Source organism: Pandoraea faecigallinarum, assembly GCF_001029105.3.
Taxonomy (GTDB): domain Bacteria; phylum Pseudomonadota; class Gammaproteobacteria; order Burkholderiales; family Burkholderiaceae; genus Pandoraea; species Pandoraea faecigallinarum.
The window spans coordinates 78,003-104,368 of sequence record NZ_CP011809.2; the positions used below are offsets into that span (position 1 = coordinate 78,003).

Genomic DNA, 26,366 nt, shown 5'->3' on the forward strand with positions numbered 1-26,366 from the left:
TTCGCTATGTCCGCGCTTCCGGCCACCGTATCGGCGCGCTGTCTGATTTGGGGCGCGACTGCTTCCACCGGTTAAACAGTCTTTGATAGGTTCGCTCAGACTGCTCAGCCACGGCTCGCTCTTGCTGACGGACACTCTTCAGACTGTAGGCGGCAGCCGAGCCTTTTCGCGAGCCATGCTGCGCCGGCATTCCAGCCTGCAGTTCCAGCGCACGTAACTTGTGTGCGGTCAACGCGGGACGGTCCCACGCGAACGGCTCGTCGCGTGTCAGCACATACCATACGATCACTGCGAGTTTGCGAGCGGTCGCGACGACGGCGATTTGCTGGCCGCGGCGATCGCGCACGCGTAGGAAGAAGGCGCGCAGCGGCCCAGGCGCCTGCGTGGCGCCCCAGGCAGCCTCGACCAGCATCGCCCGTGCGTAAGAGCGCCCGCGCTTGGTGATGTGGCCGTGCCTGGCCGGTGTCGGGCCGGACTGATAGACCGACGGATTGAGCCCGAAGTAGCTCACCAGCTTCTCCGGATTCGGAAACCGCTCGATGTCGCCAATGGCAGATAGCAGCCCGATCGCTACCGTGGTGTTGACGCCGGTGATCGTCAGCATCACGCGCAATCGCGCGTCGTCGATGGTCGCTTGCGCGAGTGCTTGCTCCACCTCGCTCAGATCCTCACCGAGGCGGTCCAGTTCGCGCAGCCGCTGCTCAACACCGAGTCGCTCGTCCAACGGAAGCGGTTGAACGCCGAGCCAGGCACGCCCCTTCTTGCCAAACAGATCGGTGGCGGGGCATCGCTCGATCAGATGCGCGGCCAGAACCGCATGAATCTCGTTCTTCAGCCGCGTGCGCTGCCGCACCAGCTGTGAACGACGCGAGATCTGTCGACGCAACGCCAGCGTGTGCTCGTCCGGCATCCATACTTCCGGCAGAAAGCCGCTTGCATACAGCTGTGCCAGTACGGCTGCATCGATCTTGTCCGTCTTGACGCGAGCCTCCGCGATCAGCCGAACTTGCAGCGGATTGGCAATCGCCACGCGCGCGACGTGCCGACGAAGCACGTTGACGATGGCGGCAGTGTTGCCGGTTGCTTCGAGCACCACATGATCGGTGGCGCGCAGCTTCTCGGCAAAACGCTCCAGTTCGTCGCGTCGCAACCCGGTGCGGCCGCCTGCATGAAGCGTGCCATCCTCCAGGTACGCGATCTCGGCCACTGAGCGCGAGACATCAAACCCCACGATTCGCATAACCGTCTCCCGTATCAGATCACTGTTGGGAGCCGGTGGGACAGCACGACAACTACGGATTCGCGCTCACAGCGCAACCGGGCGGGTCGCAGGGGCGGCCAACTACTAACACGAGCTCGCGGCTCATCGTGTAACAACGGCCTGCCCACCCAAAGTGCTCCCCAGTGCCCCTGTCCCGGATGGTCACACCATACGCTCAAACCACTCGGCGCGGAAACGCGAGGCACCGGCTATATCATGCCGGTTACGAACGCTATCGAGAATATCAACTCGCAACTGCGCAAGATCATCAAGACGCGCGGTCATTTCCCCGGCGACGATGCCGCGACCAAGCTCATCTGGCTGGCATTGCGCAATATCACCGCCGACTGGGGACGCGCAGCAAAAGACTGGAAAGCGGCCATGAACCAATTCGCTATCCTCTACGCGGATCGATTTGTTCGGCCATCCGTGTGATTCTCAACCCGCCTTGAACACGGAATTTCTGACATCCCCCCGAATCGCACTCCGACAAGGTGCGGTTCCCAATTACCAGTTCGGGTCGGGCCATTCCACGCCTTCCCAGCGCTGCAATTCACGAGACGACACAGATTCAGCAGTCTGCTGCACGCTCTCGATTCCAAACATGAGGCCAAAACTTGACAGCAGGGACGCGAACCGTTTGTTGCGCTGAGTCTTCGACCAGGAGCAAAACATTGCTCCCCGGCTATCCAGTTTTTCGAAAACGTCGATATCAGGATCAAGCCGTAGCCAGCGGTCGATGATGGCTTGCCCCTGCGTACCGAAATCCTCCCGCAAGGCGTCCTCAATGACGGCCTCCAAGGCGTACGTGATTGCCTGATGTCGCTTGGAATGATCGAGGTACCCGAGTGAAACTCGCAGCATCCGATGTTGCACGAGAAGAACGGGCCAGAGTATCTCGACCCCATAGCGCACGCCTATTTCTTCGAAGCCTTCAGGGGGCAGCAGGATTTCCCGTTGCTGCTCGTAGGCCTTGCGCACATCGTAGGCCAAACCCAGAAATGGTCCGTCATCCTGACGAAGTAATGGCGAACGGTCATTGACATCGTGAACGACCTCGTGTAGCTCGGCAAGCGAATGGTAGTCGCCGACAAGCAGAATGCCAGCGTGATTTTTCAACAGTTGATAGTCGAGCACAGGTGGCTCCCTCGGCATCAAAACGGCATGAATTCGAAGTCTGACGGTGCGGAAACGACCTTGCATCGCTTCAGCCAAAGCTTCAGATTCTTGATATCTTCGAATGCCGCAAGGTCCTGCTCAAGCGTTCGGTTGTTCAGCCTGAGTTCCTTGAGATCAACTGCAAGGTTTCGCGACACGCTATCGGGAGAAACGGGCTCGAACGGATCGATTCCGTAGGCGTAACGAAATGCCGATTCAACGTTAAGGATCTCCTGATCCAGTTCGCGCACCTGCTCCCTGAGGATTGTGTTGTAGTGTTTCAGCCGCTCTTCACTCATGCTATTGAGGGCAAGCTGGTCGATATGCTCGAGTTCGAGTTGCAGTTCCAGCAACTGAAGAAGGTTGTTTTTCTGGTAGGCTTCGTTCACACGTTGCATCAGCCGGGTCTTGCGCTCCCGCTCCTGCGGGTCGGTTTCGCGATCGGGGTGCAGCTCACTCGCCAGTTTGCGGTAGACCTCGCGAATTGACAGGTTGAGCCTAGCCTGCTGCTGCTGTGCGCGCGCTTCGGCGGCCTGCTGCCTCGATGACTTCTTCCGCTTCGCGCGCCGGACATCGCGTTGCGCATTGTCGCTTTCCCATTGCGCCTGAGCCTGCTGAAAATGGGACTCAGCACGTTGTAGCAGGTCTTCCGGGGTATTCAGATCCTCATCGTCTCCCAGATCAACGCCAAACATCGCCTCGAGCATGGACTTCATCCCGCCGACTTCGGTAGCCACCTCGCTGTCGTAGCTGGTCGGGCTGTACTTGTCGTAGATCGCCTTCAGGGCTTTGTCTTCATTCTCGTCTTCGCCGATCAGATCGCCTGCCAGATCGACGATCACAAGCGCAACCTTCCGGCGCTCTGTCTTGGTCAGGCTATCGTAAGCCCGGTCCAGGCAATGCACCATCCGGGTCCGTAGCGCTGCCGAGCTTTTCTCCAGGGGCAGGAGTTCATCGACGTACCGCTTCTGAAAGGCAGGCGTAACCGTTTCCCAATCGCGCAAGCGCTTTCGACGTTTCCCGATCTTCGCGATCAGCGAGTTGAAGGTCTTCTGGGCTTTTGAGAGGGCTGACGCGTTGTGATCGGGCGCAATGCTGACAGATCGCGATGTTCTGGTCATGGGGAAATCCGCTGAAGACGGGAGAAAGTCAACGACGGGGCCCATTTTAACCGACGCAAGGCCACGCAAACCGATCCGCCGGTCGATGAAAAAGTGAATTTCCATGAACCTGTATCGCTAACCCTTATTATCGATAGGGTCACATTTATGAATAAAACACCTTTTTCTGGAAACGCACCACACCTGACCTGCAGCTCGATTACCATCACGTTGCCTATAATCTCCGGATGCCGAACGTTCCGTCGCCACCATCCTTTCCTGACACCGCATCCCTGTCCGCGCTGCGAGCGTGGTACGCGGGCGTTGGCTCGCGGGAGGCCGTTGAGCGCTATTGTCCTCAGGCACTCGAAGGCGGCCAGTCGGCGCGCGGCGTGATCGGACGAATTCGTCGACAGCTTGCCGGTTTCGCCCGCAGCCGGCATCGCGCCGATCTGGCCCGGCTGTTCCAGTGCGCGGTGGACGAACGGTCCCGTCACCGCAAGGCCGCGACCCGGGCGCTGGATATCCTGCCAACGCTTGCGATCCCGCAACCGCAGGTGAGCGATGCGGTCGATGTCTGGCTGCCAGCCCGTGTTGTCCCCGTGCTGCATCAGCATGGCATCCGGACGCTGGCCGATCTGACCGTACGCATCCCCCGTCGCCGGCGCTGGTGGCGCACGATTCCCGGACTCGGCGTGCGCAGCGCACGGCACATTGAAACCTTCTTTGCCGCCCACCCGGCGCTCACCGAATGCGCCCGCGCGCTGGTCGTCGTGACGGCGCCGGAGCATGTGGTGCCGTGGGAAAACATTCGCGTACCACATGACGTCGATGGCTCGCGTGGCGTCTTTCGAGCGCCCAGGCCCATGTGTGCGCTCGAGGCCAATAACGACTATCAGGCGATCGGCGCCTGGCTCGAACGGCACGAAGCCGCCGAAACGCAGCGCGCCTATCGGCGGGAAGCCGAGCGCCTGCTGCTGTGGGCGATTGCCGAGCGAGGCAAAGCACTGTCTTCGCTCACGAGCGAGGATGCGACCGCTTATCGCGCCTTCCTGCGCCATCCCACACCCCGCGCCCGGTGGGTCGCGCCGGCGCGCCCGCGATCGTCGTCCGAGTGGCGGCCGTTCACGGGCGCGCTGTCGCCAGATTCCATCGCCTATGCGCTGTCAGTTCTGAGTGCAATGTTTCGCTGGCTGATCGAGCAGCGCTACGTGCTCGCGAATCCGTTTGCCGGCCTTAGGGTGCGCGGCGCGCAGCGCAATGGTGAGCTGGACATCTCGCGCGCCTTTACGGCCGGAGAGTGGGAGTTGATCCGCACGATTGCCGATGGCCTGGAATGGTCGCATGGCTGGGCGGTGCCCGCCGCACAGCGTCTGCGCTTTCTGCTCGATTTCGGTTACGCGACCGGCCTGCGCGCAGGCGAACTGGTCAGCGTTACACTCGGCGGCATCATGACCGGAACGCGCGGCGAGCGGTGGCTTCACCTCACTGGTAAGGGGGCGAAGGCTGGCAAGGTGGTGCTGCCACCGCTCGCACGATTTGCGTTGGACCAGTACCTGATGCAGCGCGGTCTGCCCGTGAGCCCCGCACGCTGGGCACCGGATACGCCGCTGCTCGGCCATCTCGATGAACCCGGCGGCATCACCACGCCGCGTCTGAGGGGGGTGCTGCGCGGGTTCTTCCGGACCGCCGCCGATGCAATTCGGGCCGACCACCCGGCACTCGCCGACAAGCTGCAGCGCGCGACGCCACACTGGCTGCGGCACACGCATGCAACAAATGCTCTGGCACAGGGCGCTACGTTAACGACTGTGCGCGACAATCTGCGTCACGCGTCGATCACAACGACCTCGATCTACCTGGACGACGACGAAGTTCAGCGTACCCGGCAGATCGAGCAGATCTTTGCGCGGCGGCAGCCAACGTGACGACTGTCCACGAGACCATCTATCCGGTGCTGCCTGCGGAGCCGGGCGCGGCGGAGCTGAAAGCGGCGTTCACGCCGAGCGCCGCGGAAATCCGCTTCGTGCGCCGACAATCCCGGCAGGAAGCCTCCGCCGTATTGATCATGGTGCAGTTGAAGCTGCTGCAGCGTCTCGGTTACTTCCCGATGCTCGTGGAGGTACCGCCCGCCATTATCGATCACATCCGGACGTCGATGCGGGCCCGCGTCCTGTCCCGGACGGCGATCGCACGGTATGACGTGTCGGGCACCCGCATCCGTCACCAGAAACTGCTGCGCGGCTGGCTTGACATCCGGGCGTTCGATGCGAGTGAGGCGGCATCGCTTGCTGAACTGGCGTCGGCGGAAGCCCGGACAAAGATCGAACTGCCCGATATCATCAACGGGTATTGTCAGGTTGTTCGGATGGGGGAGGTGGGAGGATAGAATGCGAAATGAAAAAATCTTCAGTCACCCCCAGCGCTCGAGCGACGCGGCGATCTCGTTCAAAGGCTACCGATTTCCGCCTGACATTATCCGCTATGCGGTGTGGCTGTATTACCGGTTTCCGCTGAGTCTGCGCATGGTCGAGGAAATGTTGGCCGCGCGGGGGATTGAGCTGACCTACGAGACGGTACGGTGCTGGGCGACGAAGTTCGGTTTGGCCATCGCCGGGCGTATTCGATCGACGTCCCCGAGGCGCGGCGACAAATGGCATCTTGACGAGGTGGTCGTGACAATCCACGGCAAAAAACATTGGCTGTGGCGGGCGGTGGACGAACACGGCGCGCTGCTTGAGGTGCTGGTGCAAAGCCGTCGCGACACGGCCGCCGCCAAACGGCTCATGCGCCGCCTGCTCAAGCGCCATGGCGGCGCACGCGTGATCGTCACGGATAAATTGCGCAGCTATGCAGCGGCCCACCGCGAGCTCCGGCTAAGCGTCGAACACCGCCAGCATAAAGGTTTGAACAACCGGGCGGAGAATTCGCATCAGCCTACGCGGGTGCGGGAGAAAGTGATGCGTCGCTTTAAGTCGGCACGCCAATTGCAGCGCTTCGCCTCAATCCACGGTCAGGTTTCGAACCTGTTCATGGCGTGCCGCTATCACCGCAATGCCGAGCAAAAACGTGCGGCGCGCACCCAGGCCTTCGCCGCCTGGGAATGGGCTTGCTCCACCCGCATGGCGGCGTAAGGGCGTCGTTTTCTGCCATGGTACCTTGGCTCGGTTTCAACTAAACAACCTGACAATACCTTTCCTTGTCCTTGTAACGATCCGTGGTCGCAACACGAATGTTTGCGACTGCATCGCCACTCGGCAGGTAACGCACCTCGGGATCAGCGCCGAGATTGCCAACGAGGATGACCTTGTTTACCGATGCCATGATGAACCTCCTCCACAACGTAGAAAAAGGCCATCCGGGAGCGTCGAGCGACGCGCCACGGATAGCGCGGGTTGTCACTCGACATGGAAAAGGTAGGTCAAAAACTCGGAATATTCAAGCGTGTATTCGCCGTAATCGGGATGGGGAATTTAGTCCGCTGCGGCACTGACAACTTCCTCGGGCAGCTCGGCATGCTCGCCAAACGCCGATGCGAGCACGTCGAACGCATGACGCGCGGCGTTCCTGACAGCCGTAGACGGGCTTTCGAGCGACGCGCCTAGCAAGTCGGCCGCAGAGTTCACAAACCATAATTTCGACGCCAAGACGCGCCCCGGAAACGCCTGGGACAACGCATCAACGTAACGTTGTGCTGCTTGTTGCGCGTGCTTGTTCGTAGACCAAGCGGACGGTAATGCAAGCGCGTTAGGCATGGCCTGCATGTCGAGGGCGACCGCCTCGAGGTCTTCTTCGGAGGCACGGAACGGGAGAATCGTTAGATGCGCCTGCTCGGCCATCGCTTGGTCGAATGCCGGTCGGTTTCCGCCGCCATCCACGATCAGCCAGCCATTTAGGTTGCTCTGGCTCGCGGTAAGGATCTGTGCCAGCTTGTTCGGATCGCGCCCGTCCAATACCCCGTAAGGTCGGCCCTCGCTCTTCACACGACGATTCGGATCGGTCAGGACATAAGCAGCCGGCTGCTTACGAAGGATCGCGCCAAGGCCCATCAAATGAGACGTGGTCGTTTTTGTCGTGCCGCCCTTCTGGCCCCCGATGTAGACGACATTACTCATACCGCCCCCTTTTCGAGAATTTCAAGCATGATCTCTTGCGCCGACACCACACGGCCGAGCTGTCGACTGCGATCAGCCGCTGCCGCTACATAGCGCGCGAACAGCGTGCGTGATGGACGCAACGTCAGCTGCATCGTATCGGCGGGTTCCTTCTTCGCCGCGCCCTTCCCTGCCGTCTTTGCCACCGTCCGCGTGCGTTCCCGCACCGGTGCCGGGGCTGCGGCCGGTTCCGGTGTGGATATTGGTGCGGGGGCTACCGCCGCTGGCGACACAAGGGGCGACGTTACCGCAGCTCCCAGACGAGCGGCTAAATCATCTACCCCTTTCGGCTGCTTCATCTCATAACCTCACAAAGTTATCGGGTTTCGATGCTATAACGTCGCAACATTAAAACTTCACAACGCTATAGCACTAACAAACCACAACTGCATAAAATCGAAAAACCACAACCTCACAACCTTAAAACCCTGAAACTGCACAACTGCACAACTGCACGCAATCATACAACCTAGAAGTTTTAACGTCAAACGACCATAAATTTATGACTTCAAACATTTATAAAGTTATAACTGCGAAACGGTTTGAAGTATAAATTGATTAAAATTAACCAAGTAGGTTATAGTTCGCTTATGGAGAAACGAACCCCGCATTGCAAGTTGATAGTCGTCAAAGCCTTGATCGAGGCAGGCAAAGTGCGCACGACGCATGCGGCGCGTACCGGCGCCACCGAGTTGGGGCTTGCCTTCTCCGACATGCTGGCGGTGGTGAAGGCACTCACGCCAACGGACTTCTACAAGAGCATGACCACCCATGCCGATCACACGGTATGGCAGGACGTGTACCGCCCCAGCACGCAGGCGGGCGACGTGTACCTGAAGCTGACGGTCATCGATGACGTGCTGATCGTGTCCTTCAAGGAGCTATGACCATGAAATGTCCGGTTTGCGGCGCGGCGGAACTGATCCATGACACCCGCGACCTGCCCTACACCTACAAGGGCGAAACCACGATGATTCCTGCGGTGACGGCTGACTTTTGCCCCGCCTGCGATGAGTCCATCACCGACATGGCCGAAACCGAGCGCGTCATGGGTGAAATGCAGGCGTTCCACAGACAGGTGAACGCGGCTATCGTTGACCCCGCCTTCATCGTCAAGGTGCGCAAAAAGCTCGACCTGGGACAGCGTGAGGCCGCCGAAATCTTCGGCGGCGGCATCAATGCCTTCTCGCGTTACGAGAACGGCAAGACCAAGCCGCCGCTGGCCCTAGTCAAGCTGTTCAAACTGCTGGATCGGCACCCCGATCTGCTCAACGAAGTTAGAACCGCTTGAGAGCCTGGAAAACATCTGTTTTCCGGTAGCGACGCCGCCCAGCCGAAAACGGCTCAATTGGGCCGCCACAAAATTTTGCGGCTAACGCCGCAAAATTGACGAGCCGGAACCGCGTGAGCGGTTCCGGCTATCGGCTGTAAAGGAGCATGGGACACCTGCGGGTATTGTCAGGTTGTTTAGTTGAAACCGAGCCAAGGTACCATGGCAGAAAACGACGCCCTTACGCCGCCATGCGGGTGGAGCAAGCCCATTCCCAGGCGGCGAAGGCCTGGGTGCGCGCCGCACGTTTTTGCTCGGCATTGCGGTGATAGCGGCACGCCATGAACAGGTTCGAAACCTGACCGTGGATTGAGGCGAAGCGCTGCAATTGGCGTGCCGACTTAAAGCGACGCATCACTTTCTCCCGCACCCGCGTAGGCTGATGCGAATTCTCCGCCCGGTTGTTCAAACCTTTATGCTGGCGGGGTATTGTCAGGTTGTTCGGATGGGGGAGGCGGAAGGATAGAATGCGACATGAAAAAATTTTCAGTCAGCCCCCAGCGCTCGAGCGACGCGGCGATCTCGTTCAAAGGCTACCGATTTCCGCCTGACATTATCCGCTATGCGGTGTGGCTGTATTACCGGTTTCCGCTGAGTCTACGCATGGTCGAGGAAATGTTGGCCGCGCGGGGGATTGAGCTGACCTACGAGACGGTACGGTGCTGGGCGACGAAGTTCGGTCTGGCCATCGCCGGGCGTATTCGATCGACGTCCCCGAGGCGCGGCGACAAATGGCATCTTGACGAGGTGGTCGTGACAATCCACGGCAAAAAACATTGGCTGTGGCGAGCGGTGGACGAACACGGCGCGCTGCTTGAGGTGCTGGTGCAAAGCCGTCGCGACACGGCCGCCGCCAAACGGCTCATGCGCCGCCTGCTCAAGCGCCATGGCGGCGCGCGCGTGATCGTCACGGATAAACTGCGCAGCTATGCGGCGGCCCACCGCGAGCTCGGGCTAAGCGTCGAACACCGCCAGCATAAAGGTTTGAACAACCGGGCGGAGAATTCGCATCAGCCTACGCGGGTGCGGGAGAAAGTGATGCGTCGCTTTAAGTCGGCACGCCAATTGCAGCGCTTCGCCTCAATCCACGGTCAGGTTTCGAACCTGTTCATGGCGTGCCGCTATCACCGCAATGCCGAGCAAAAACGTGCGGCGCGCACCCAGGCCTTCGCCGCCTGGGAATGGGCTTGCTCCACCCGCATGGCGGCGTAAGGGCGTCGTTTTCTGCCATGGTACCTTGGCTCGGTTTCAACTAAACAACCTGACAATACCCCGCGAGCGACGCGCCAGGGGGAGGAGATGTCAAACAGATTCCCGCGCGCGGGAACGGCTCGACGCCAAGCGCGCTACAGCTTTGCGCTAACGCGTACCCAGGCGGTGCGGCCGGGTTCCATGATCGCCGAATTCGCCGAGTAGCCAAAGCCGGCGTTTCCAGCAAGATTCAGATGCTCGGTGTACGCCTTGTTCAGCAGGTTGTCGATGCCGACCGCGACCTGCACGGCCTTGCTGATTTTGTATTTCGTATGCAGCGAAAGGACGCCGAAGCCGGCGCTCGGACCGAAGTCCTTGCCGACCACGTTGCCCTCGTTGAGCGTATAGCGATGCTGCGGTGCAACGACCCGCCACAGCCCGCCGACCGACCAGTCGCCGCGCGTGTATTCGAGTCCGAAGCGTGCCTCGAGGGGCGGCATCTGCGGCAGCGGATCGCCGCTCGAGGCGTTGCGCCCCCACGCGTACGCGAGCGACGTCTCCGCACGCAGCGATGCCACCGGACGCCAAGACACGCCGGCTTCCCCGCCCATGATTTGCGCATTGACGTTGGTCGCTTGCGTGGTCGATCCCATCGAGCCGGCCGCGTAGTTGAACAATATGAAGTCCTGTACGTAGCCCGCATACGCCGAGAGCCAGGCATCGAGATGAGCGCTCTTGTAGCGTGCGCCGATGTCGAGCTGCGTGGTCTTCTCCGGCTGTACCGACGAGAAGGCGTTTACCGTACCGGCCGGCCCAGCGTCCGCGGAGAACAGTTCCCAGTAGTCGGGATAGCGCTGCGCATGTCCGATGCCTGCGTACCATGTGAGGGGCAGCGAAGCGAGATCACGCTCGTAACGCGCGAAGGCGCTGGGCAACACGCGCGCACGATTGTCGTCGAAGGTCGGATTCGGCATGTCCATCATCTCGCTGGCCAACGCGCGCTTGTCGCGGGCGCTGGCATAGTCAAGGCGCGCGCCACCGATCACGCGCGAGGCATCGCTCGCATACCACGTTAGCTCGCCGAAGGTCCCCGCGTTCCACATCATTGCCTGCGCATCCCACGGCTGGTCGGCATAGTTCTGCTGGCCCATCGCCGAGCGCGAATCGAGGCGGTTGGATTGCGCGTCAACGCCTGTCACGAGCTTGAAGGCATCGCCGAAGCGCAGTGTCACCGCCGCGCGTGCGCCGAACGTGCGGCGGCGCACGTCGGCTGCCATCGGCATCGGCATGCTGCTTTGCGGGTCGGGCTGGCGCAACGTGTAGTTATCCATCACGTGGTCGGCTTGGTTATAGTAGACGCGCGCCTCGATGCTGTCGAGCACGTCGCCGATGTGCTGCTTCTCGAACGACAGACCGAACGTCTCGCGGCGAAAATGCACGCCATCCATGCTGCGCCCCGCGTAGCGCGCATAGCCGTCGCCGGTGCCCGCCGTCAGCTCGATGCGCGTATTCGCATCAGGGGTCCAGCCGAGTGCGGCGTCGGTATTCCACTTGTCCCATTGCGACGGCACGGTGTTGCCGTTACCGTCCCGATAATCCTGGGAATGTGCGTGATTCGCACTCACGCGGCCGTATATGTCCGGCTTGCCGAGCGTCACGTCGATGTTTTGGTCGTTGCGGCCGAACGAGCCCCCCACCAGGCTGCCATCAAGGCGCATGCCGGCTTGCTCGAAACGCGGCGTGACCCGCTCGAACAGCACCGTGCCGGCCGACGCGCCAGGGCCATACACCACGGACTGCGGCCCCTTCACGACCGTCACCTTGTCGTAGCTTTCCGGCGCGATGTAGGAGGTCGGCGCATCCATTCTGCCCGGGCATGCGCCGAGTGTCGGGACTCCGTTCGCCACGATGTTAAGTCGAGAGCCAAACATCCCGCGCAGCACGGGGTCGCCGTTGGTGCCGCCGCTGCGGATTGACGTGAATCCCGGGATGGTTTTGAGATAGTCCGCACCGTCGCTGGCGGGCAGCGGCTGGCGCGGCGCCTTCGGATCTGTACGTACGATGAGCGGCGTCGTCAACGGCGACGCGACGACTTCGACGGGGGGCAACTGCACGGCCGCGTCGTCCGCCGGTACGTCAATGGGGGGTGTGGTTTCGGCTGCCGCAGCGCTCGCGCTCATTGCGCTGATGGCTAGCGTGGGAACGCTGAAGATCAAAATCTGTTGCATGCGCCGCAAATAGGCGTGGCGGGGCGACCGCTGCGTTCGCGGTGGGAAAATGGTCATATTCAAAAGCCCGAGTAGCACCGTTGCCGCGCGGGCTCGACGAGCCCCACGGCGTTAGGTAGTCAGAAGAACGGAGACAGGTGCGTCAAGAGCGATCGGGCGGCGCGCGGGAGCGACGCGCACACGGGTACCGCTCGGCGCGTGGCTGAATGACAGGCGGCACCGCCGCGCGAACGGCAAGGAGGGAAACGAGAACGAATGGGGTAACGGCCGTCGCGAGGATGGCCGGCAGGTGCGCGAAGAAGCCGCAGTAGCCGCACGCGTCGAGATGCCCCGCGGGGTCGTGCAGGCGGCTCGCGCCGTCTGCACTGTCTGCATAGTGCAAGCTGGGCGCTGCGCTGCAGAGAATCGCCTCAGGCGTCGCCGTGTGCGCGACGCGCCATTGCGACGCCAGCGGCGCCGCGATCGCGAGCCATATCGCGAACACGCCAAGCCAAGCAGTCAGATAACGATGTTGGTACGGCATGCGCGCGTGGGGCAAGCGGGACGTAAGGGAGGGAAAGTCGCTCGGCGCTCATGAAATTTCCGCCATTTGCGTCGCGACCCCTGGCTGCCTCGACATCCGAAAGCAAACGTGGTCCAAGGGACGGACATCGGCGATTTCACGGCTACGCGACGCATTTTAGCAAGCTGCCCCTATCGTGGACACCCCCTAGCGTCTTGTACGCTGTATGGCGCTACAACACGCTCCACGGTGTGAGCGAAAGGCCGAAGAAAAAACGAGGACGTAACCACGGGCTTGGTTGCCAATGAGCTTAAGCAACTTAAAATCATTTGCGCATATGAGTAAATGTTTTAAAGTTTTGCGTTGCTGACGAGTTGTTCAGGTTCTATGGTTTGTTGACAATCATCGCCGAGGCGGCTGGAAATACGCCGAAACCACTTAATTTTCGTCGAAGGCGACATTGCATGCAGGTCAACTGGAAAAACCCGGGTTTCGGCGTGGTACTCCAAAACTATCCGGTAGTTCGTTTTGGGTATGCCTTTAACGGATTGGCAAACTTTGGTACTGTTTGAGTGCTCGCGCAAAGCCTAATGAGACCAGTTCGCCAATTTGACCCTAACAGGACCATGACCACCTTCGTTCGCGCTTACCTGCGCGCTTCCACCAACGACCAGGATGCCCGCAGAGCCCAACATACGCTGGACACTTTTGCCCATGAACGTGGCGTGGTGATATGCGGCTACTACGCCGAGAATGAATCGGGCGCTCGCTTGGATCGACCCGCGCTATTCCGCTTGCTGGCAGATTGCCGCCCGCATGACGTGCTGCTGGTGGAAGACGTAGATCGCCTCTCGCGTCTTGCCGCTCAGGAGTGGAAAAAGTGTAAGCGCTCAAATAACGACGCCCCTCAAGGTTCGGTCAGAGCAGGCATACTCCATGGGGTAAGCGCTGCGTAGTCATCAGCCGTGGTAGCGAGCGGCAACGTCTTGAATAGCCAGACCAGGTATCGATACGGTTCGATACCGTTTGCCTTACAGGTCTGAACGAGTGAGTACAGGTTCGCGCTGGCTTGAGCGCCAGCAACGGTATCCGCGAACAGCCAGCCCTTGCGTCCGATGACAAACGGGCGGATGGCGTTTTCGCAGAGATTATTCGAAATCGGCCAGGCGCCGTTCTCTACGTAACGAACCAGTTTGGGCCACTGTCCGTGCATGTACTGCAAGGCTCGTCCAAGCTGACTCGATGGCACAACGCCGGGCAGGTGCTCGGTAAGCATTTGCTCGAGCACAGCGAGTACGCGAGCGCTGTAGCGGGAGCGCAGGCGTTGACGTCGCTCGCAGGCCCATGTTGTGCTGCGGGCCTCTGCAGCAAACAGCTTGGCGATCATCGCAACGAAACGCGTGGCCAACAAGTCTGGTGTGCGGGAGGCTTTCGGCACTGACGCTTCAGCCTTGATAAAGCCTCGGCGCACGTGCGCCCAGCATCCGAGATGCACGAGTTGATGCTCACGCGCAATGCCGTTGTAAAGTTCGTACCCATCAGACATCAGCGCAGCGCCGGTCCGCACACCAGCATAGAGTCGCTGCGCGTGCTGAGTACCCCGCCCCGGCGAGTACGAAAACATTCGCACGGGTGGGCCCGAGCCGTTGACCTGCGCCCAGAGATAACTCTTTGCCTGTGGTCGTCGGCCGGCTTCCTTTAGCACCTGAAACGTCGTTTCGTCCCCATATATCAAGTCTGACTCGAGCAATGTGTCGCGCATTAAATTGATCACGGGCTGCACAGCCAGACCCACGCGCACGACACTGGCGGCGAGCGTATTCGACGAGATATCGCCGCCGAAGCGGCGCAGCAGCGTGGCCTGCCGATACAGCGGCATGCCGTACTGGTACTTGCCGGTGATGATCCAGGCGAGCGCCGATTCGGTAAGCAGCCCGCGCGGGATAATCCGCGTCGGTGCTGGCGTGACCTTGACGCCGAGATCGCAGCATGGGCAGGCGTATTTGACGCGCTGATGCTGGATCACACGAACCTGCTCGGGAATCACATCCAGTTGTTCGCTCGTCTCGACGCCAATTACCACTAGGGCGTGGCCATCGTGCGAGCAGAACTGCTCAGATGCGGGCAGTTCGTGTCGAACGACTTCGCGCGGCAGGTTTGGATCGAGCGGTTTGCGCCCGCGTTTGCTGCGCGTGTGGGCGGTGACGGTTGTGCCCGGCAATTCTTCGCGCGCGGGGCCAGTGCTTGAGGCCAGCGACTCGGCTTCGTTGAATAGACCGAGTTGGTCGGCATGACGGGCTTCACTCGATGCGCCGAACAGTTCGTGTTTGTAGGCGCGAAGCTTCTCCTGTGCGAGGTCACGCTGCGCCGTCACGAACCGAAGCTCGCCTCGTAAGGCGTCGCGCTCGGCACTGGCGGCGATCAGCGCCTGATATTCTGCGGCGCTGAGCATGATGGTGTTTTCTGGCATGGCCAGTTTGACCATGCGGTAAGCGCGACGTTCAGCTCATGCGCAGGTAATGGCGCTGAGGATGTTTCTGAATCACGGACAGATCGATTCCTTCGAGCAACCAGTGCAGCTGTTCGATACTGAGCGTCACGACGTCATCGCCCCCGGGCCAGATGAACCGGTCGGCCTCGAGTCGCTTCATCAGCAACCAGAAGCCGTTGCCGCCCCAGCCAAGAATCTTGATGCGGTCTCGCCGCCGATTACCAAACACGAACAGCGCCGGGGCCATCGGATTCAGGCGCATGGCTTGCTCCACCCGTATCGACAGACCGTTGATGCTCTGACGGAAGTCCACGGGTTCGCGGTGCTGGTACACTTTTAGCGCTTCGTCGAACCGGAACACGGCAACCTCCCGAGCATCTCGATAACCGCCGTCAACTGGGCCAGATCTGATTTCTCGAGATCGAGCTGCACGCCATTGGGCAGACGCACATGCACGCTGGCGATGATTTGCGGCTCAGGTGCAGAGGACTCAATCGTAGTAGCGGGTGGTGTGCAGGCGATCGGTACGAATGTCGAGGTCACAGGCTCGGTGACGGGCGTCATAACGGCACCTCCCCGTTTGTGCTCACGAATCCACTTGCGCAGTTGGTTGGCGTTGATTTGGGCCTTAAGCGCCAGCCGGGCAATCGACACGCCCGGCCGACGGCATAGCTCGACCAGTCGCCGCTTGGCGATGGGGTCGTAGTCACGTTTGCCGTTCGAACGTATGCGTACGACCCGCAGCGGGAAACAGTCGGTTTCGTTGAGTTCATTCATGTTTGCGTCCGCAAAAGTCTTTGCGGACGCAAGCTTGACCCCTGTCGAGCTACCGCGATAGGGCGTCCTTTAATGACGGCTTACGAAAAAGTTAAAAGGGCTGATCCGTGAGCGCGAGGTACGCGTGGTGGCTGTGAATGTGCCGACCACATGGCAGCACCTGGCACCCAGCCAATACGAATTTGATGCGCGGATGTTCGGCGCGATCAACGACATGCTCATGGATATGCTCGCTGCCATTGCGCGCCGGGACTACGAGCAACGCCGCGAACGGCAGGCGCAAGGCATTGCCAAGGCCAAGATGGCCGGCAAGTATCTTGGCCGTCAGGTGGACCACACGCGGTATGGTGTCATCAATCGCTTACTGGCCAGCGGCAGCTCGTGGTCTGTCGTACAACGGACAATCGGTTGCAGCCGAAGCACGATCAGCCGTGCGATCCGGTACGGTCAGTGCAACACGAAACCGACTGCGCCGGAACCTGGCGCTGCACCGGTGACCGGTGCGTAAGCGTCGTGCTGAAGTTCCATGTCGAGAACAGACGCAAGTTTGCTCTTGCGCGACCTGCTCGGCGATTTCCGGACCGCTGGCACCTCGATCGGTTTGGCGAACCGCGACCTCTTACGGAGGCCATCGACACCACCACGCGAGGCGGGCGGTTCATCTTCCTCGTGTTCGGCGCGCTGGCAGAAGGAACGAGAGGCAGGCCGCGAAGCTTCCTGCTTGAAACGAACCACACTATAGGGACGCTTCCGAGGGCCAGCTCAGCCCTGAGCAACTCTTAGAAGGAGCTGAACGTCACTCGCAGTTGCATACGCGGCAGCGCAGAACCTTGTCGCTTAAAAAGGTAGGTACAGTTTGCTGATGAGGTCTGATTTTCTATAACAATTCAATTTCGTCTTCATATTGTCGACGTGACGCTCGACCGTGCGAGGGGAGATACCGAGAGACGCGGCAATTTCCCTCATCACGACACCTCTCAGAAGCAACCTTGCGATCTCTCGCTCGCGCGTCGTGAGCAGGGCCCACTCACCTCCTAAACGACACGGTTGGCGCATCGACTCTCGCCCGGTGCGCATCGTGCCGGGGCTCGTGACGTCTGTGGTCGTGGGTGCCCGGGCGTCTGGCGCGTTGCGCGTCGCGCGATTATCGATGAGAAAATCATCGGCCTGACAAATCAGTTTTTTCCCAACATTGACGTAATACTGAGAAAAAGCATCTAGCCGATCGATGTTATTGAGATAAAAACTGGCAGCGCCCGGCATGCTGCGCGGCATGTAAAAGCAAAAGTACTCGGCAAAGTCTGCATTGTGATTGACCGTGACCAGACAATGATCGTGATTAAAAATCTCCCGCTGATCAATGAGTTGCTGACGAAAGCGGTCACGGAGCTCGCTTGGGTATGCTTCGACCTTCTCGCGCATGAGTGAATGCCGCTCGGAGGTCCCGTAATACTGGGGCGTATAGGTACCCGCAACATAGCGCGCGGTGAAGAAGGTGTGCTCAAGCGCTTGAAAATCGCTCCAGAGCTCGGCGCGCGTGCCGTCCGCATAGAACCTCGAGTAAGAGAACGCATTGATGCCAGTTTCGATAAAGAACGGCCGGCATATTTCAAGGGTATCGGATGAAAGGCTTGCCATCGTCATGGTGTCCTCCGCGCAAATAAACTCGCTGGCGACTGCCGATCTTAGGCGTCCGAGTCAGCACGCCAAGTGGCGCGAATCGCGGCAATTCCGTGGGCGCCGCGACGCTTTGCCGTGTCCAGCATATCCGGGGTCATGCCGCCGAGCGCAAAGACGGGGATACGTGCCCCGGCGACGATTTGCGCGAAGCGCTCCCAACCGATTGGGGTCGACTCGGGGTGTGTCTGGGTGTGCAACACCGGGGAAAGCGTCACGAAGTCCAAACCGAGTCGGTCCGCGTGCGCCACGTGCTCGGCGCTATGGCAGGCCGCTGAAACCAGTATGGATGTGGTTGGGCGCGCTGACAGTTGCATCATGGCATTAGTGACCAGGTGGACGCCGTCGCAGCCAACCTGTAGCGCGTCATCGACTGTTCCATTCAATATCATCATGGCCCCGTGGTCGTGACACAAACGAACGGCTTTTCGAGCAACGATGATGCGTTCGGGCAGGGGCGTCTGCTTGGCGCGAAGTTGCACCAGCTTGATCCCTGATTCCAAGGTGGCGCGCAGCTGGGAGAGAAACGGTTCGAACTCCGGTGGCTCGCTCGGGTTGGGGGTGACCTGGTACACATTGGGAAGGAAAGAGGGGGTCATATCACGTTCTCGGAGAAGGGTGAGGGGAATCGTGATCGGGTTGGTTGCCGCTGTGGCTAGCCCGGGCCGGGCGGGGGCCAGCTGACTTATCGTTGATGGCGGCGGTCTGCGCGACAAGAACCCCGAACGCGCACGCTGCGGCCACATAGTGGGCGGGGCCCAGCGGTGTCAGCGTCGACAAAAACGATGCGGCAATGGGGGTGACGCCGCCCAACAAAGCGTACGGTAAGTTGTACGAAAATGAGACGCCAGTGCAGCGCACCGAGGGCGGAAACGCACGGATGAATACCGCGCCCATGGCGCCGACCGTACCCAGGGCAAAGCCGGTGAGAAGGTAAAGAGCAAGCAGCCAGGCGGGGTGGTGTGCCGCGACGACATTCAACCCGTAATTGCTGGCCGCGATCAATAGAAACCCCCATGTCAACGTGGGTCTCGCGCCGACGCGATCGATCAAGCTCCCTGCCGCCACGCATCCCACGACGAGGGCGAGAATCGCCGCGCAGTGCGCCGCGAAAATATCGGCCGCTGGGAGAGAATATTGCTTTTGCAGCAGCGCCGGCGTCATCATCATCACCACCACGAAGGTCGTGGCGACCACCGCCGAGAGCGACATCAAGAGCAGGACATGGCCCGGACGGTGGCGGGCAAGTGCGGTCAGCGGGGCGTCACGGGGCGGGGTAGGGTTTCGTTGGAGCGCCTCAAACACCGGTGTCTCGTGCAATTTGCGGCGTTGGTGGAGTGTCGCGACACCCAGCATACCGCCAAGCAGAAACGGGAGCCGCCAGCCGTAGCGAAGCACTTCCTCGGGGGGCAGGCATCGATGGACGGCCCAGGCGGCCACCGATCCGAACAGCAGGCCGGCACAGGCGCCGGCCCCGACGATCCCGCAGGCACGACCGACCCGGATGCTTGGCACGTGCTCCGCGACAAATACCCACGCTCCAGGCATCTCGCCCCCGACGGCGGCCCCTTGCATCAGGCGCAATACGAGGAGCATGACGGGGGCAAACAGCCCGATCTGATCGTAGGTGGGCAGCAGCCCGATCGCCAGTGTTGGCAGCGCCATCAGGCTGAGGCTAAACAGGAAAGTGCGCCTGCGGCCAACCAAATCGCCGAAATGGGCGATAGCCACCCCACCGAGCGGCCTGGTCAGATAGCCAGCCGCGAAGATGCCAAAGCTCTGCAGCTGGCGCAGCCAATCGGAAATCGTGGCAGGGAAGAAAAGTTTGCCGACCGTCTCTATGAAAAAGACAAAGATCACGAAGTCATAGAATTCGAGCGTCCCGCCCAACGCCACGAAAGCGATGGCCTTGTAATCCGAATAGCGAAGAGAATGCGTCGAACCGAATTTTGAAGCGTGCATCAGTCACCGTCTGCCGTTGCGTTCGTTTCCCCGCATCATGTGACCAGAAGGGGTTGACCTCAGGAGAACGCCTGTTGCTATCGATCCCCGGATCGTCTTACCGCCCCCCGCTATACGTAATTTTTACTCATGTGTTCCCCGCTGTCCGTGGTAGAGAATTCCCTCATGGCCACGGCGTGACTATTTGGTGCCACGGCCAGAGACGATGTGCACCATTCGCTCAGCAAGCATCGTCAGTTCGGCCGGCGTCATGACCTCGGCCAATGACAGTTTCGAGACGGTGTCGTAAAGCTGACGGGCCTCGGCAGACGCGCCAACACTGAGTTGGGGAAACGTTGTTTCCAGACGGGCGACCAGCTCGGCGTTCAAAGGACGACGGTTCTTTTCGGCTGCGGCTTTCAGTGCCTCATAGAGGGCCCAAGGCAGGCGGTATTGAGAGCGGTGGGTATCTTCCATGCGTCTATTTGACACTGCCGAAGCACTGACGTATAGTGCCTGCAAGTCACTTGATAGTGACTAAATTAAGGAGCCGGAATGGAGGAGGTCATTCGTTCGCAGTATCGCATTCCGAGGGCGCTCCATGACTGGTTGGTCACGCGGGCCAAGGACGAACAGCGTTCGAGAAATGCGCAACTCGTTGTTGAACTGAGGGCGCGTTTGCAGGCCGCTGCTGAACCGCCATCACCGGCTCAGCCATATCCCGACGATAGGATCAACAGATAGCAAGAGCATCAAAAGCGCGCTCCAACGATAGTCAATATAAATAGGAGTACATATTAAAAACCTGGGCCAACAGCGAATGAGGAGCGGCTGACCTAGCATTTTTCTGATGCAATTCACAATTGGGTGAACGCTATGAAAGAGCAGGGAACTCGGAAACAGGAACAGGGGAAAATCGATCTTCCCCCCAGTGACAAAGTCGACAGGGCGCTCGAACTGACGGTGAACTTGCTGGTCGTCGTCTTCGTGTTGCTTCCCGGGTTGGCCAACGCCCAAAGCGCCGGCGGTGGTGCTTTTGATGGCATCACGCAATTCCTGAAGTCGATTACGCAACTGCTGATCTACGAGTGGGGCTACTACATCGGCATCATCACGCTCGCGATCCAAGGCTACCGCTGGAAAACAGGCCGCATCGACATGATGACGCTCGGTGGCTGGGGCCTAGGCATCGGGCTGGTGTTTTTTGCGCCGAACATCGTGTCCGACCTTAAAAGTCGTGCCGGGGGCTCGGTATGAGCCAGGATGCCCCGCTGCTCGACGAAGGGGAGCCGCTCGTCGCGGCGATGACCCGGCCCACGATGGTGGGCGGACTCACGCTGGTCAGTCTGGCGATGAGCTTCTATTTCCCCGGCATGGCCGCATTAATCACGCGCTCGCTCTGGGCGGCGGCATTGATTCCCGTCTTGTTGCTGATCAGCTATCTCGTCTGCTTGAAGGACGTGTACCTGTTCGACATCCTGTCGGCCGCCACCCATCTGAAGGCGTGTCCGAACCAACGGCTTTGGGGGTGCCGACGCTATGCGCCTCGCTGATTTGCTCAAAGCCCAGTTCGACATGTCGCTGTCGATGCCGGTCCCTCCAGGAGCCGGTGTCGACGCAAGGGAAATGGCGCTGAGCGACATGATTCCGTACACGGTGCACTACGATGACGAGACCGTCGTCACCAAGGATGACGGGCTGGTGCAGGTCATCAAGGTGGATGGCCTGTACTTCGAATCGCTGAGCGTCGAGCAGATCCGTCAGTTCGAATCGCGGCGCAATACCGTGCTGCGCTCGATCGCCAACAGCGACCGGGGCATCTACGTCCATCTGATTCGCCGCAAGGTGAACCAGTATCCGGCAGGCGCGGGCGGGACATGGTTCGCGCGCAAGTTCAATGCGGCCTGGCGCGAGCGCTATCGCCAGCGCTCGTTCTACGTGAACGAGATTTATATCTCGATCGTTCGCAATCGCTTTCGCCACGGTGCGCCCGGCGTGCTCGATCGCCTGTTTTCGCTGGTATCAGGCGAGAAGCTCACGCAAGACGATCTGGCCTCGTTCGAGGAACAGGCCAAGGACGTTCATGAGGCGTCTAACTTTGTGGTGCAGACGCTGGCGGCCTATGGCGCGCGCAAGCTGCGCGTTCAGCGCCGGCCACAGTGGGCGAGTGACACCGTGAGTGCGGCCGAAGCGCGCGTCGCGATCGAGCAGTTCCAACTCGGCTGGCACAAGTTCGTGACGGATCTCGGCCGGCGCGAGACTTATGGCCGTGAGGAAGTGCTCGACTATCTCGGTGAGGACTACACCGAGATCGGGGCGTTTCTGCACTACCTGATCAATCTCGAAGACGAGCGCGTGCCGGTGACCGAGTTGCCGCTCGATCGCACGCTGGCTGTCTCGTGGGTCGATTTCAAGATGGTCGGCAACATGATGGCCATCGAGAACCTCAGCGGTACGCGCGCCGCAGCGATGTTGAGCATGGCCGAGTGGCCGGCACGCACGCCCTCGCGCATGCTCGACGAATTTTTGCAGCAGCCGGTCGAGTACATCATCACGCAATCGTTCTTCTTCACCGACCGCATCAGCGCCGAGCACGACATGCGTCAGGAGCGTCGTCGTCTGACAGTCAACGACCGCGAGGGGGTGGCCGAGGAAGACAAGGACGAGATCACCCGGGGGCTACAGGACCTCACGCGCGGTCGCTCGGTCAATGGCCTGCATCATTTGACCATGCTCGTGCATGTCCCGGTGAGCGCAAAATTCGCCGATGCCACCGATGCCGTCAAGAGCCGACGTGAAACGATGGCCGAGCTCGATGCCGCCGTCGGCCTGCTTAAGAAGGCATTCGTGAATCTGGGGGTGAAGCCCGTGCGCGAATGGTTCGCCCTGGAAACGTTCTTCTGGGCGCAGTTGCCGGGCCAGGCGCAACACTTCATGGGCCGGCGCGGCAAGATCAAATCGGGCAACTTCGCTGGCTTCGCGTCGTTGCACAACTTTGCGGTAGGCAAGATCGACGGCAACCTGTGGGGGCCGGCCATCATGCCATTCGAGACCGAGAGCGGCACGGCCTACTACTTCAATTTCCATCGCGAGATGGAGGGGATGGTGGCCGGCCATTTTGCCCTCACGGCCGATACCGGCGCGGGCAAGACCACGCTGCTGGCCGCGTTGGTGACGATGGCCGACAAAGCGTTGCCGCGCGTGTTCTGGTTCGACAACCGCGAAGGCGCCAAGGTGTTCATGTGCATGATGGGCGGGCGCCATACGACGCTCTCCGTGCAGGGCACAACCGGATGGAACCCGTTCAGGCTGCCTGACACGCCCGAGAACCGTGCCTATCTGGTCGAGCTGCTCACGCTGATGCGTACCTGCTACGGCGGCAAGCTGGTCCCTGATGACATCGACCGGTTCAAGTCGGCGGTGACTGAGAACTACGAACTGCCCGCGGAAGATCGCCGCTTGCGCAACGTGGCCTGGTGCTTTGGCCAGGGCGAGCTCGCCAAAGACATGCGCGTGTGGCACGGCGCCAACGGCGTGGCGGGCGCGAATGCGGGCGTGTTCGATAACGAGACCGATAACATCGATTTGAGCACGTGCCGGCATTACTGCTACGAGATGCGGCAACTGATCAAGGATGGCGCGGCGCGCCCGGAGTTGCCCGTGGTGCTGAGCTACCCGTTTCATCGCATCGAGCAGTCGATGAACGGCGAGCCGTTCATCATCGTGCTCGAGGAAGGACAGAACCTCGTCAAGCACGCCTACTGGCGGGAGAAGATCGACAGCTACCTCATGCAGATTCGCCGCAAGAACGGCATTCTCGGCTTCGTCACCCCCGACGCCAAATTTCTTTATAGCGAAACCGACTCGATCAAGAAGCAGACGGCGACCAAGCTGTACCTGCCCAACGGCAACGCGAGCCGCGCCGACCTGATCGACGAGCTCGAACTCACGCCCGCGGAGTACGAGTTTATTCGGGACACACCGCCCGAAGCCTACAAGTTCCTGATCCGGCGCGGTAACGAGTCGATCCGGGCGGTGTTCGATCTGTCCGATCTGCCGGCGTTTATTCCGGTGCTGTCCTCGAACGACAAGGGCGTCGCACTCATGCACGAGCTCATGCGTGAGCTCGGGACCGAAGACCCCGAGGTGTGGGGGCCGGTGTTTATGGAACGCGCGCTGGCGCGCAACACGCACAACCTCGCGCACAACCTCACGAGCCAAGGAGCACGAGCATGAAAACCGCTCTTGTCGCATTCACCGTGGCGGTCTCTGCAATCGCCGCAATCTCAATCGGCACCTCAGCGCCCGCGATCGCGGGTGGCATTCCGACGTTCGACGAGGCGACGGTGCTTCAGTTGCAACAGCAGTTCAAACAGCTGGAGCAGCAATACGAAACGCTCAAGAGCCAGTATGCGGCGATCACGGGCACCTACGGCCGCGGGCAAATCGGCCTAAGCGATGCCCTGAATGCGGCGTCAGTGGTGCCGGGCTCGTGGCAGGAAGTCGTCGCGCAGCAGCAAAGCGGCGCGTTCGCCGCGAAGCAGGCCGATTACGAGAAGCTCATCAAAACGATGCCGCAGGATGTGTTTGCCAATCCTCAGGCGCAGGACGCCACGTCGTACAAGATGAGCACCGACGCCGTGCGCGCTGCGCTCGCCGGTGGCGACACGCTGTATTCGGAAGTCCAGACGCACCTGAACAATCTGGCACGCCTGAGCCAGCAGATCGACGTCACCACGAACATCAAGGACGCGCAGGATCTGCAAAACCGCATTTCGAGCGAGAACGGCATGTTGCAAAGCGCGATGGCCAAGCTCAATGCGATGAACATGAACCTGCAAGCGAACATGGTGAACCAGCAGAACCAGGCGACGGCCGCGACGCAGAAGTATTTCCGCCGCTCCGGACAGTAAGCCGTCCTCGCCTGTGAGACACAACAGCCAACAAGGAGTCGCCATCATGAAAATTTTGGCTTTTCTGCCTGCGATCCTGCTGACGTGGCCAATGATCCTGCTCGCCAGGAATGGTTGGCGTCTGTTCATGATGCTGGTTCTCGCAGCACTCCTGTCGGGCTGCGCGAGTACGTCGAACAAGTTCGACAAGTCGCCGTGTGCATGCGAATTCAACCGGCTCAACACGGGCAGCTTCGGAGGGACGACCCATGCGTAGCGTCTGGATGGTCGTATCTGGCTTTGCGATGGCTGTGGCCATCGGCGGGGCGGTGTACTACCTCCTTCCGAGGCAGTCAGCGGAACCGGACGCCGGCGCTTTCAGCGTACCGCCCCAACCATCGACTGGCAACCGTGTACTTGTCGTGCCAGCTGACAATCCGCTGCTGACCGCCAGCCGCGGGCAATTGGACCGGTGGGTTCCGCTTTATCCCATCCGCTGCGGGGAAATTCTCTTCGAAAAAGCGGACGCACATGCGAAGCATTTTTCGCGCTGCGTCGAAGAAATCCGTAGTCGTGTCGCTCACTATACCGGCGCGTCCATTAGTCGTAATGACGTGCTTGACCCTCGGGTCAAGGCGCATTGGCAAGAAGTGATGGGAGCGAAATAAGATGGCCACGATGTCCCTTCAGGGCTTGGTCGGTGCGGCGGACGGGGTCACTAGTTCGTTTCTGTCGCAAACGTACCCGGCCATCGCAAATGCAATCTCGACTCCGCTTTACTTCGCTGCCGTGCTCTATTGGGCGATCTTTGGCTACAAGGTTTATGCGGGGTATGCCGGCGTCCAGTGGAAAGACTTCCTCGCGAAATGCGTCATGACGGTGGCGGTATTCGGCACGCTCAGTTGGGGTGGTCTGGCGCAGACGCTCTACAACGCCTTCGTGTCGTTCATGGAGGGTACTGCATCAACAGTAATGGCGGGAAAGCCAACGGCAGAAATGATTGACGCGCTATGGAGCAACGTGGACGCGGTATCAACGGATCTCCGCAACGTCGATTTTTATCAATTCGCCATGATCTGTGACGGCATTCTCCTGTTTGTCGTGAACTGCGTCTTGTTCGTCCTGGCGCTCGTGTACATGACCATCGCCAAGTTCGGGCTGGCGATCACGATGGTGCTTTGCCCCCTGTTTCTCGGTTTTCTAATGTTCCCCGAAACACGGCAGTGGTTCATGAACTGGCTGAGCATGATGCTGACCTTCTGCTTTATGTACATCCTCGTGATTGCCATTATTCGCTTCGGTTTTATGGCCTTTGGTGATGCCATCGCTACGGCTGCAAAAGAAGCGCAATCTAGTGGCTTGGCGACCAGTGAGCAGACCGCACAAATCGCCATCGTGGAAGGCGCCTTGGTCATGTTCATGCTCCAAGTCAAGGAGTGGGCCGCTACGCTCTCCGGTGGGGCAACCGTGCAGGGCGTGTCGTTGTTGTTGATGGTGGGGCGGATGTTCACAGGGGCGGCCAGATGAATTTCGGAAGTGCGACGTTCAAAGGCGACGTCAATACCCAAAGTTTGCAACTGGGCGGCTCGAACAAGCTCAAGCAGGAGCGAAACCGCGCCTATTTGTTCATCGGTCTGCTGCTCTTAGTCGTCGGTGGCATGGCG

The 26,366-nt window shown here is 60.3% G+C and carries 26 protein-coding genes and 7 pseudogenes; 17 read left to right on the forward strand and 16 right to left on the reverse strand.

What is annotated here, in order from left to right; translation table 11 throughout:
- Positions 1–4 precede the first annotated feature (4 nt).
- Entirely contained in the window at positions 5–1,240 is a 1,236-nt protein-coding gene (locus AB870_RS25280) for an IS110 family RNA-guided transposase (RefSeq protein WP_047909156.1), read from the reverse strand.
- Between the two features lie 234 nt (positions 1,241–1,474).
- Here AB870_RS25280 and AB870_RS25285 point away from each other — a divergent pair.
- Positions 1,475–1,696: pseudogene (locus AB870_RS25285) on the forward strand (transposase); the annotation flags it as partial.
- A gap of 72 nt (positions 1,697–1,768) precedes the next feature.
- Here AB870_RS25285 and AB870_RS25290 read toward each other — a convergent pair.
- Entirely contained in the window at positions 1,769–2,398 is a 630-nt protein-coding gene (locus AB870_RS25290; protein WP_084664403.1) for a DUF6904 family protein, read from the reverse strand.
- Positions 2,399–2,415: 17 nt separating this feature from the next.
- Positions 2,416–3,645, reverse strand: a complete 1,230-nt coding sequence (locus tag AB870_RS25295) for a J domain-containing protein (RefSeq protein WP_335645740.1) — start codon at positions 3,643–3,645, stop codon at positions 2,416–2,418.
- A gap of 122 nt (positions 3,646–3,767) precedes the next feature.
- On the opposite strand from AB870_RS25295, the gene AB870_RS25300 reads away from it, so the two are divergent.
- The 3 genes and pseudogenes from AB870_RS25300 to AB870_RS25310 all read left to right on the forward strand — a co-directional run bounded on the left by AB870_RS25300 (position 3,768) and on the right by AB870_RS25310 (position 6,653).
- A complete protein-coding gene (locus AB870_RS25300) occupies positions 3,768–5,447 on the forward strand; it encodes a phage integrase family protein (protein ID WP_047909456.1) in 1,680 nt (559 codons plus the stop codon).
- A pseudogene (locus AB870_RS25305) lies at positions 5,444–5,866 on the forward strand (DUF4158 domain-containing protein); the annotation flags it as partial. The gene AB870_RS25300 and the pseudogene AB870_RS25305, both read left to right, overlap by 4 nt.
- 43 nt (positions 5,867–5,909) lie before the next feature.
- Complete coding sequence (locus tag AB870_RS25310; RefSeq protein WP_047909458.1) at positions 5,910–6,653, forward strand: IS6 family transposase; 744 nt, start codon at positions 5,910–5,912, stop codon at positions 6,651–6,653.
- Positions 6,654–6,717: 64 nt separating this feature from the next.
- On the opposite strand, the pseudogene ssb reads toward AB870_RS25310, so the two are convergent.
- The 3 genes and pseudogenes from ssb to AB870_RS25320 all read right to left on the reverse strand — a co-directional run.
- Positions 6,718–6,843, reverse strand: a pseudogene (ssb, locus tag AB870_RS26195) (single-stranded DNA-binding protein); the annotation flags it as partial.
- A 149-nt stretch (positions 6,844–6,992) separates the two neighbouring features.
- On the reverse strand, positions 6,993–7,634 hold the full coding sequence (locus tag AB870_RS25315) for a hypothetical protein (protein WP_047909459.1): 642 nt from the start codon (positions 7,632–7,634) through the stop codon (positions 6,993–6,995).
- Positions 7,631–7,972 (reverse strand): hypothetical protein, encoded by a 342-nt coding sequence (locus AB870_RS25320; protein ID WP_047909460.1) that lies wholly within the window; start codon positions 7,970–7,972, stop codon positions 7,631–7,633. Before AB870_RS25320 ends, AB870_RS25315 begins: the two co-directional genes overlap by 4 nt.
- A 291-nt stretch (positions 7,973–8,263) precedes the next feature.
- Here AB870_RS25320 and AB870_RS25325 point away from each other — a divergent pair, with 291 nt between their 5' ends.
- Positions 8,264–8,560: a type II toxin-antitoxin system MqsR family toxin gene (locus AB870_RS25325; RefSeq protein ID WP_047909461.1), complete on the forward strand. Its 297-nt coding sequence runs from the start codon at positions 8,264–8,266 to the stop codon at positions 8,558–8,560.
- A gap of 2 nt (positions 8,561–8,562) precedes the next feature.
- Entirely contained in the window at positions 8,563–8,964 is a 402-nt protein-coding gene (locus AB870_RS25330; protein ID WP_047909513.1) for a type II toxin-antitoxin system MqsA family antitoxin, read from the forward strand.
- Positions 8,965–9,184: 220 nt separating this feature from the next.
- On the opposite strand, the pseudogene AB870_RS26710 reads toward AB870_RS25330, so the two are convergent.
- Positions 9,185–9,427 (reverse strand): annotated as a pseudogene (locus AB870_RS26710) (DDE-type integrase/transposase/recombinase); the annotation flags it as partial.
- A gap of 50 nt (positions 9,428–9,477) precedes the next feature.
- Between AB870_RS26710 and AB870_RS25340 the strand changes: the two are divergent.
- Complete coding sequence (locus tag AB870_RS25340) at positions 9,478–10,215, forward strand: IS6 family transposase (RefSeq protein ID WP_047909443.1); 738 nt, start codon at positions 9,478–9,480, stop codon at positions 10,213–10,215.
- Positions 10,216–10,349: 134 nt separating this feature from the next.
- On the opposite strand, the gene AB870_RS25345 is transcribed toward AB870_RS25340, so the two are convergent.
- A complete protein-coding gene (locus tag AB870_RS25345; RefSeq protein ID WP_418304026.1) occupies positions 10,350–12,422 on the reverse strand; it encodes a TonB-dependent copper receptor in 2,073 nt (690 codons plus the stop codon).
- Positions 12,423–12,564: 142 nt separating this feature from the next.
- Complete coding sequence (locus tag AB870_RS25350; protein WP_047909463.1) at positions 12,565–12,945, reverse strand: DUF2946 domain-containing protein; 381 nt, start codon at positions 12,943–12,945, stop codon at positions 12,565–12,567.
- Between the two features lie 605 nt (positions 12,946–13,550).
- Here AB870_RS25350 and AB870_RS26200 point away from each other — a divergent pair.
- A pseudogene (locus AB870_RS26200) lies at positions 13,551–13,811 on the forward strand (recombinase family protein); the annotation flags it as partial.
- Between the two features lie 20 nt (positions 13,812–13,831).
- On the opposite strand, the gene tnpC reads toward AB870_RS26200, so the two are convergent.
- The 3 genes from tnpC to tnpA are packed head-to-tail and all read right to left on the reverse strand — an operon-like array spanning position 13,832 to position 16,192.
- Positions 13,832–15,376, reverse strand: coding sequence for an IS66 family transposase (gene tnpC / locus AB870_RS25355; protein WP_418304027.1), 1,545 nt, complete (start codon positions 15,374–15,376; stop codon positions 13,832–13,834).
- A 49-nt stretch (positions 15,377–15,425) separates the two neighbouring features.
- A complete protein-coding gene (tnpB, locus tag AB870_RS25360) occupies positions 15,426–15,776 on the reverse strand; it encodes an IS66 family insertion sequence element accessory protein TnpB (protein WP_047909464.1) in 351 nt (116 codons plus the stop codon).
- Entirely contained in the window at positions 15,752–16,192 is a 441-nt protein-coding gene (tnpA, locus tag AB870_RS25365; protein WP_047909163.1) for an IS66-like element accessory protein TnpA, read from the reverse strand. Before tnpA ends, tnpB begins: the two co-directional genes overlap by 25 nt.
- An 85-nt stretch (positions 16,193–16,277) precedes the next feature.
- Between tnpA and AB870_RS25370 the strand changes: the two are divergent.
- Both AB870_RS25370 and AB870_RS27655 read left to right on the forward strand, forming a co-directional pair.
- A pseudogene (locus tag AB870_RS25370) lies at positions 16,278–16,629 on the forward strand (recombinase family protein); the annotation flags it as partial.
- Positions 16,630–16,777: 148 nt separating this feature from the next.
- A pseudogene (locus tag AB870_RS27655) lies at positions 16,778–16,891 on the forward strand (recombinase family protein); the annotation flags it as partial.
- Between the two features lie 138 nt (positions 16,892–17,029).
- On the opposite strand, the gene AB870_RS25375 reads toward AB870_RS27655, so the two are convergent.
- The 4 genes from AB870_RS25375 to AB870_RS25390 all read right to left on the reverse strand — a co-directional run bounded on the left by AB870_RS25375 (position 17,030) and on the right by AB870_RS25390 (position 20,287).
- The gene (locus AB870_RS25375; RefSeq protein WP_047909465.1) at positions 17,030–17,836 is read right to left on the reverse strand and encodes a response regulator transcription factor; all 807 of its coding nucleotides are present in this window, start codon (positions 17,834–17,836) and stop codon (positions 17,030–17,032) included.
- A 41-nt stretch (positions 17,837–17,877) separates the two neighbouring features.
- Positions 17,878–18,468, reverse strand: coding sequence for a thiamine phosphate synthase (locus AB870_RS25380; RefSeq protein ID WP_047909466.1), 591 nt, complete (start codon positions 18,466–18,468; stop codon positions 17,878–17,880).
- Between the two features lies 1 nt (position 18,469).
- Complete coding sequence (locus tag AB870_RS25385; RefSeq protein ID WP_064674973.1) at positions 18,470–19,831, reverse strand: MFS transporter; 1,362 nt, start codon at positions 19,829–19,831, stop codon at positions 18,470–18,472.
- 180 nt (positions 19,832–20,011) lie between these two features.
- The gene (locus AB870_RS25390; RefSeq protein ID WP_047909467.1) at positions 20,012–20,287 is read right to left on the reverse strand and encodes an Arc family DNA-binding protein; all 276 of its coding nucleotides are present in this window, start codon (positions 20,285–20,287) and stop codon (positions 20,012–20,014) included.
- A 399-nt stretch (positions 20,288–20,686) separates the two neighbouring features.
- Between AB870_RS25390 and AB870_RS25395 the strand changes: the two genes are divergently transcribed.
- From AB870_RS25395 to AB870_RS25425, 7 genes are read left to right on the forward strand one after another with little or no spacing between them, the layout of a single operon-like run.
- Positions 20,687–21,067 carry a TrbC/VirB2 family protein gene (locus tag AB870_RS25395; RefSeq protein WP_047909468.1) on the forward strand — a complete coding sequence of 127 codons (381 nt, stop codon included), beginning with the start codon at positions 20,687–20,689 and terminating at the stop codon, positions 21,065–21,067.
- Positions 21,064–21,363: a VirB3 family type IV secretion system protein gene (locus tag AB870_RS25400; protein ID WP_047909469.1), complete on the forward strand. Its 300-nt coding sequence runs from the start codon at positions 21,064–21,066 to the stop codon at positions 21,361–21,363. The genes AB870_RS25395 and AB870_RS25400 overlap by 4 nt, the downstream gene beginning before the upstream one ends.
- Before the next feature lie 22 nt (positions 21,364–21,385).
- Complete coding sequence (locus AB870_RS25405; RefSeq protein ID WP_047909517.1) at positions 21,386–24,046, forward strand: VirB4 family type IV secretion/conjugal transfer ATPase; 2,661 nt, start codon at positions 21,386–21,388, stop codon at positions 24,044–24,046.
- Positions 24,043–24,723, forward strand: coding sequence for a TrbJ/VirB5 family protein (locus AB870_RS25410; protein ID WP_047909470.1), 681 nt, complete (start codon positions 24,043–24,045; stop codon positions 24,721–24,723). Before AB870_RS25405 ends, AB870_RS25410 begins: the two co-directional genes overlap by 4 nt.
- A gap of 46 nt (positions 24,724–24,769) precedes the next feature.
- Positions 24,770–24,979: a hypothetical protein gene (locus AB870_RS25415; protein ID WP_047909471.1), complete on the forward strand. Its 210-nt coding sequence runs from the start codon at positions 24,770–24,772 to the stop codon at positions 24,977–24,979.
- Complete coding sequence (locus AB870_RS25420; protein WP_071386938.1) at positions 24,972–25,370, forward strand: hypothetical protein; 399 nt, start codon at positions 24,972–24,974, stop codon at positions 25,368–25,370. The genes AB870_RS25415 and AB870_RS25420 overlap by 8 nt, the downstream gene beginning before the upstream one ends.
- A gap of 1 nt (position 25,371) precedes the next feature.
- The gene (locus AB870_RS25425; RefSeq protein WP_047909473.1) at positions 25,372–26,229 is read left to right on the forward strand and encodes a TrbL/VirB6 family protein; all 858 of its coding nucleotides are present in this window, start codon (positions 25,372–25,374) and stop codon (positions 26,227–26,229) included.
- Positions 26,230–26,366: the final 137 nt, after the last annotated feature.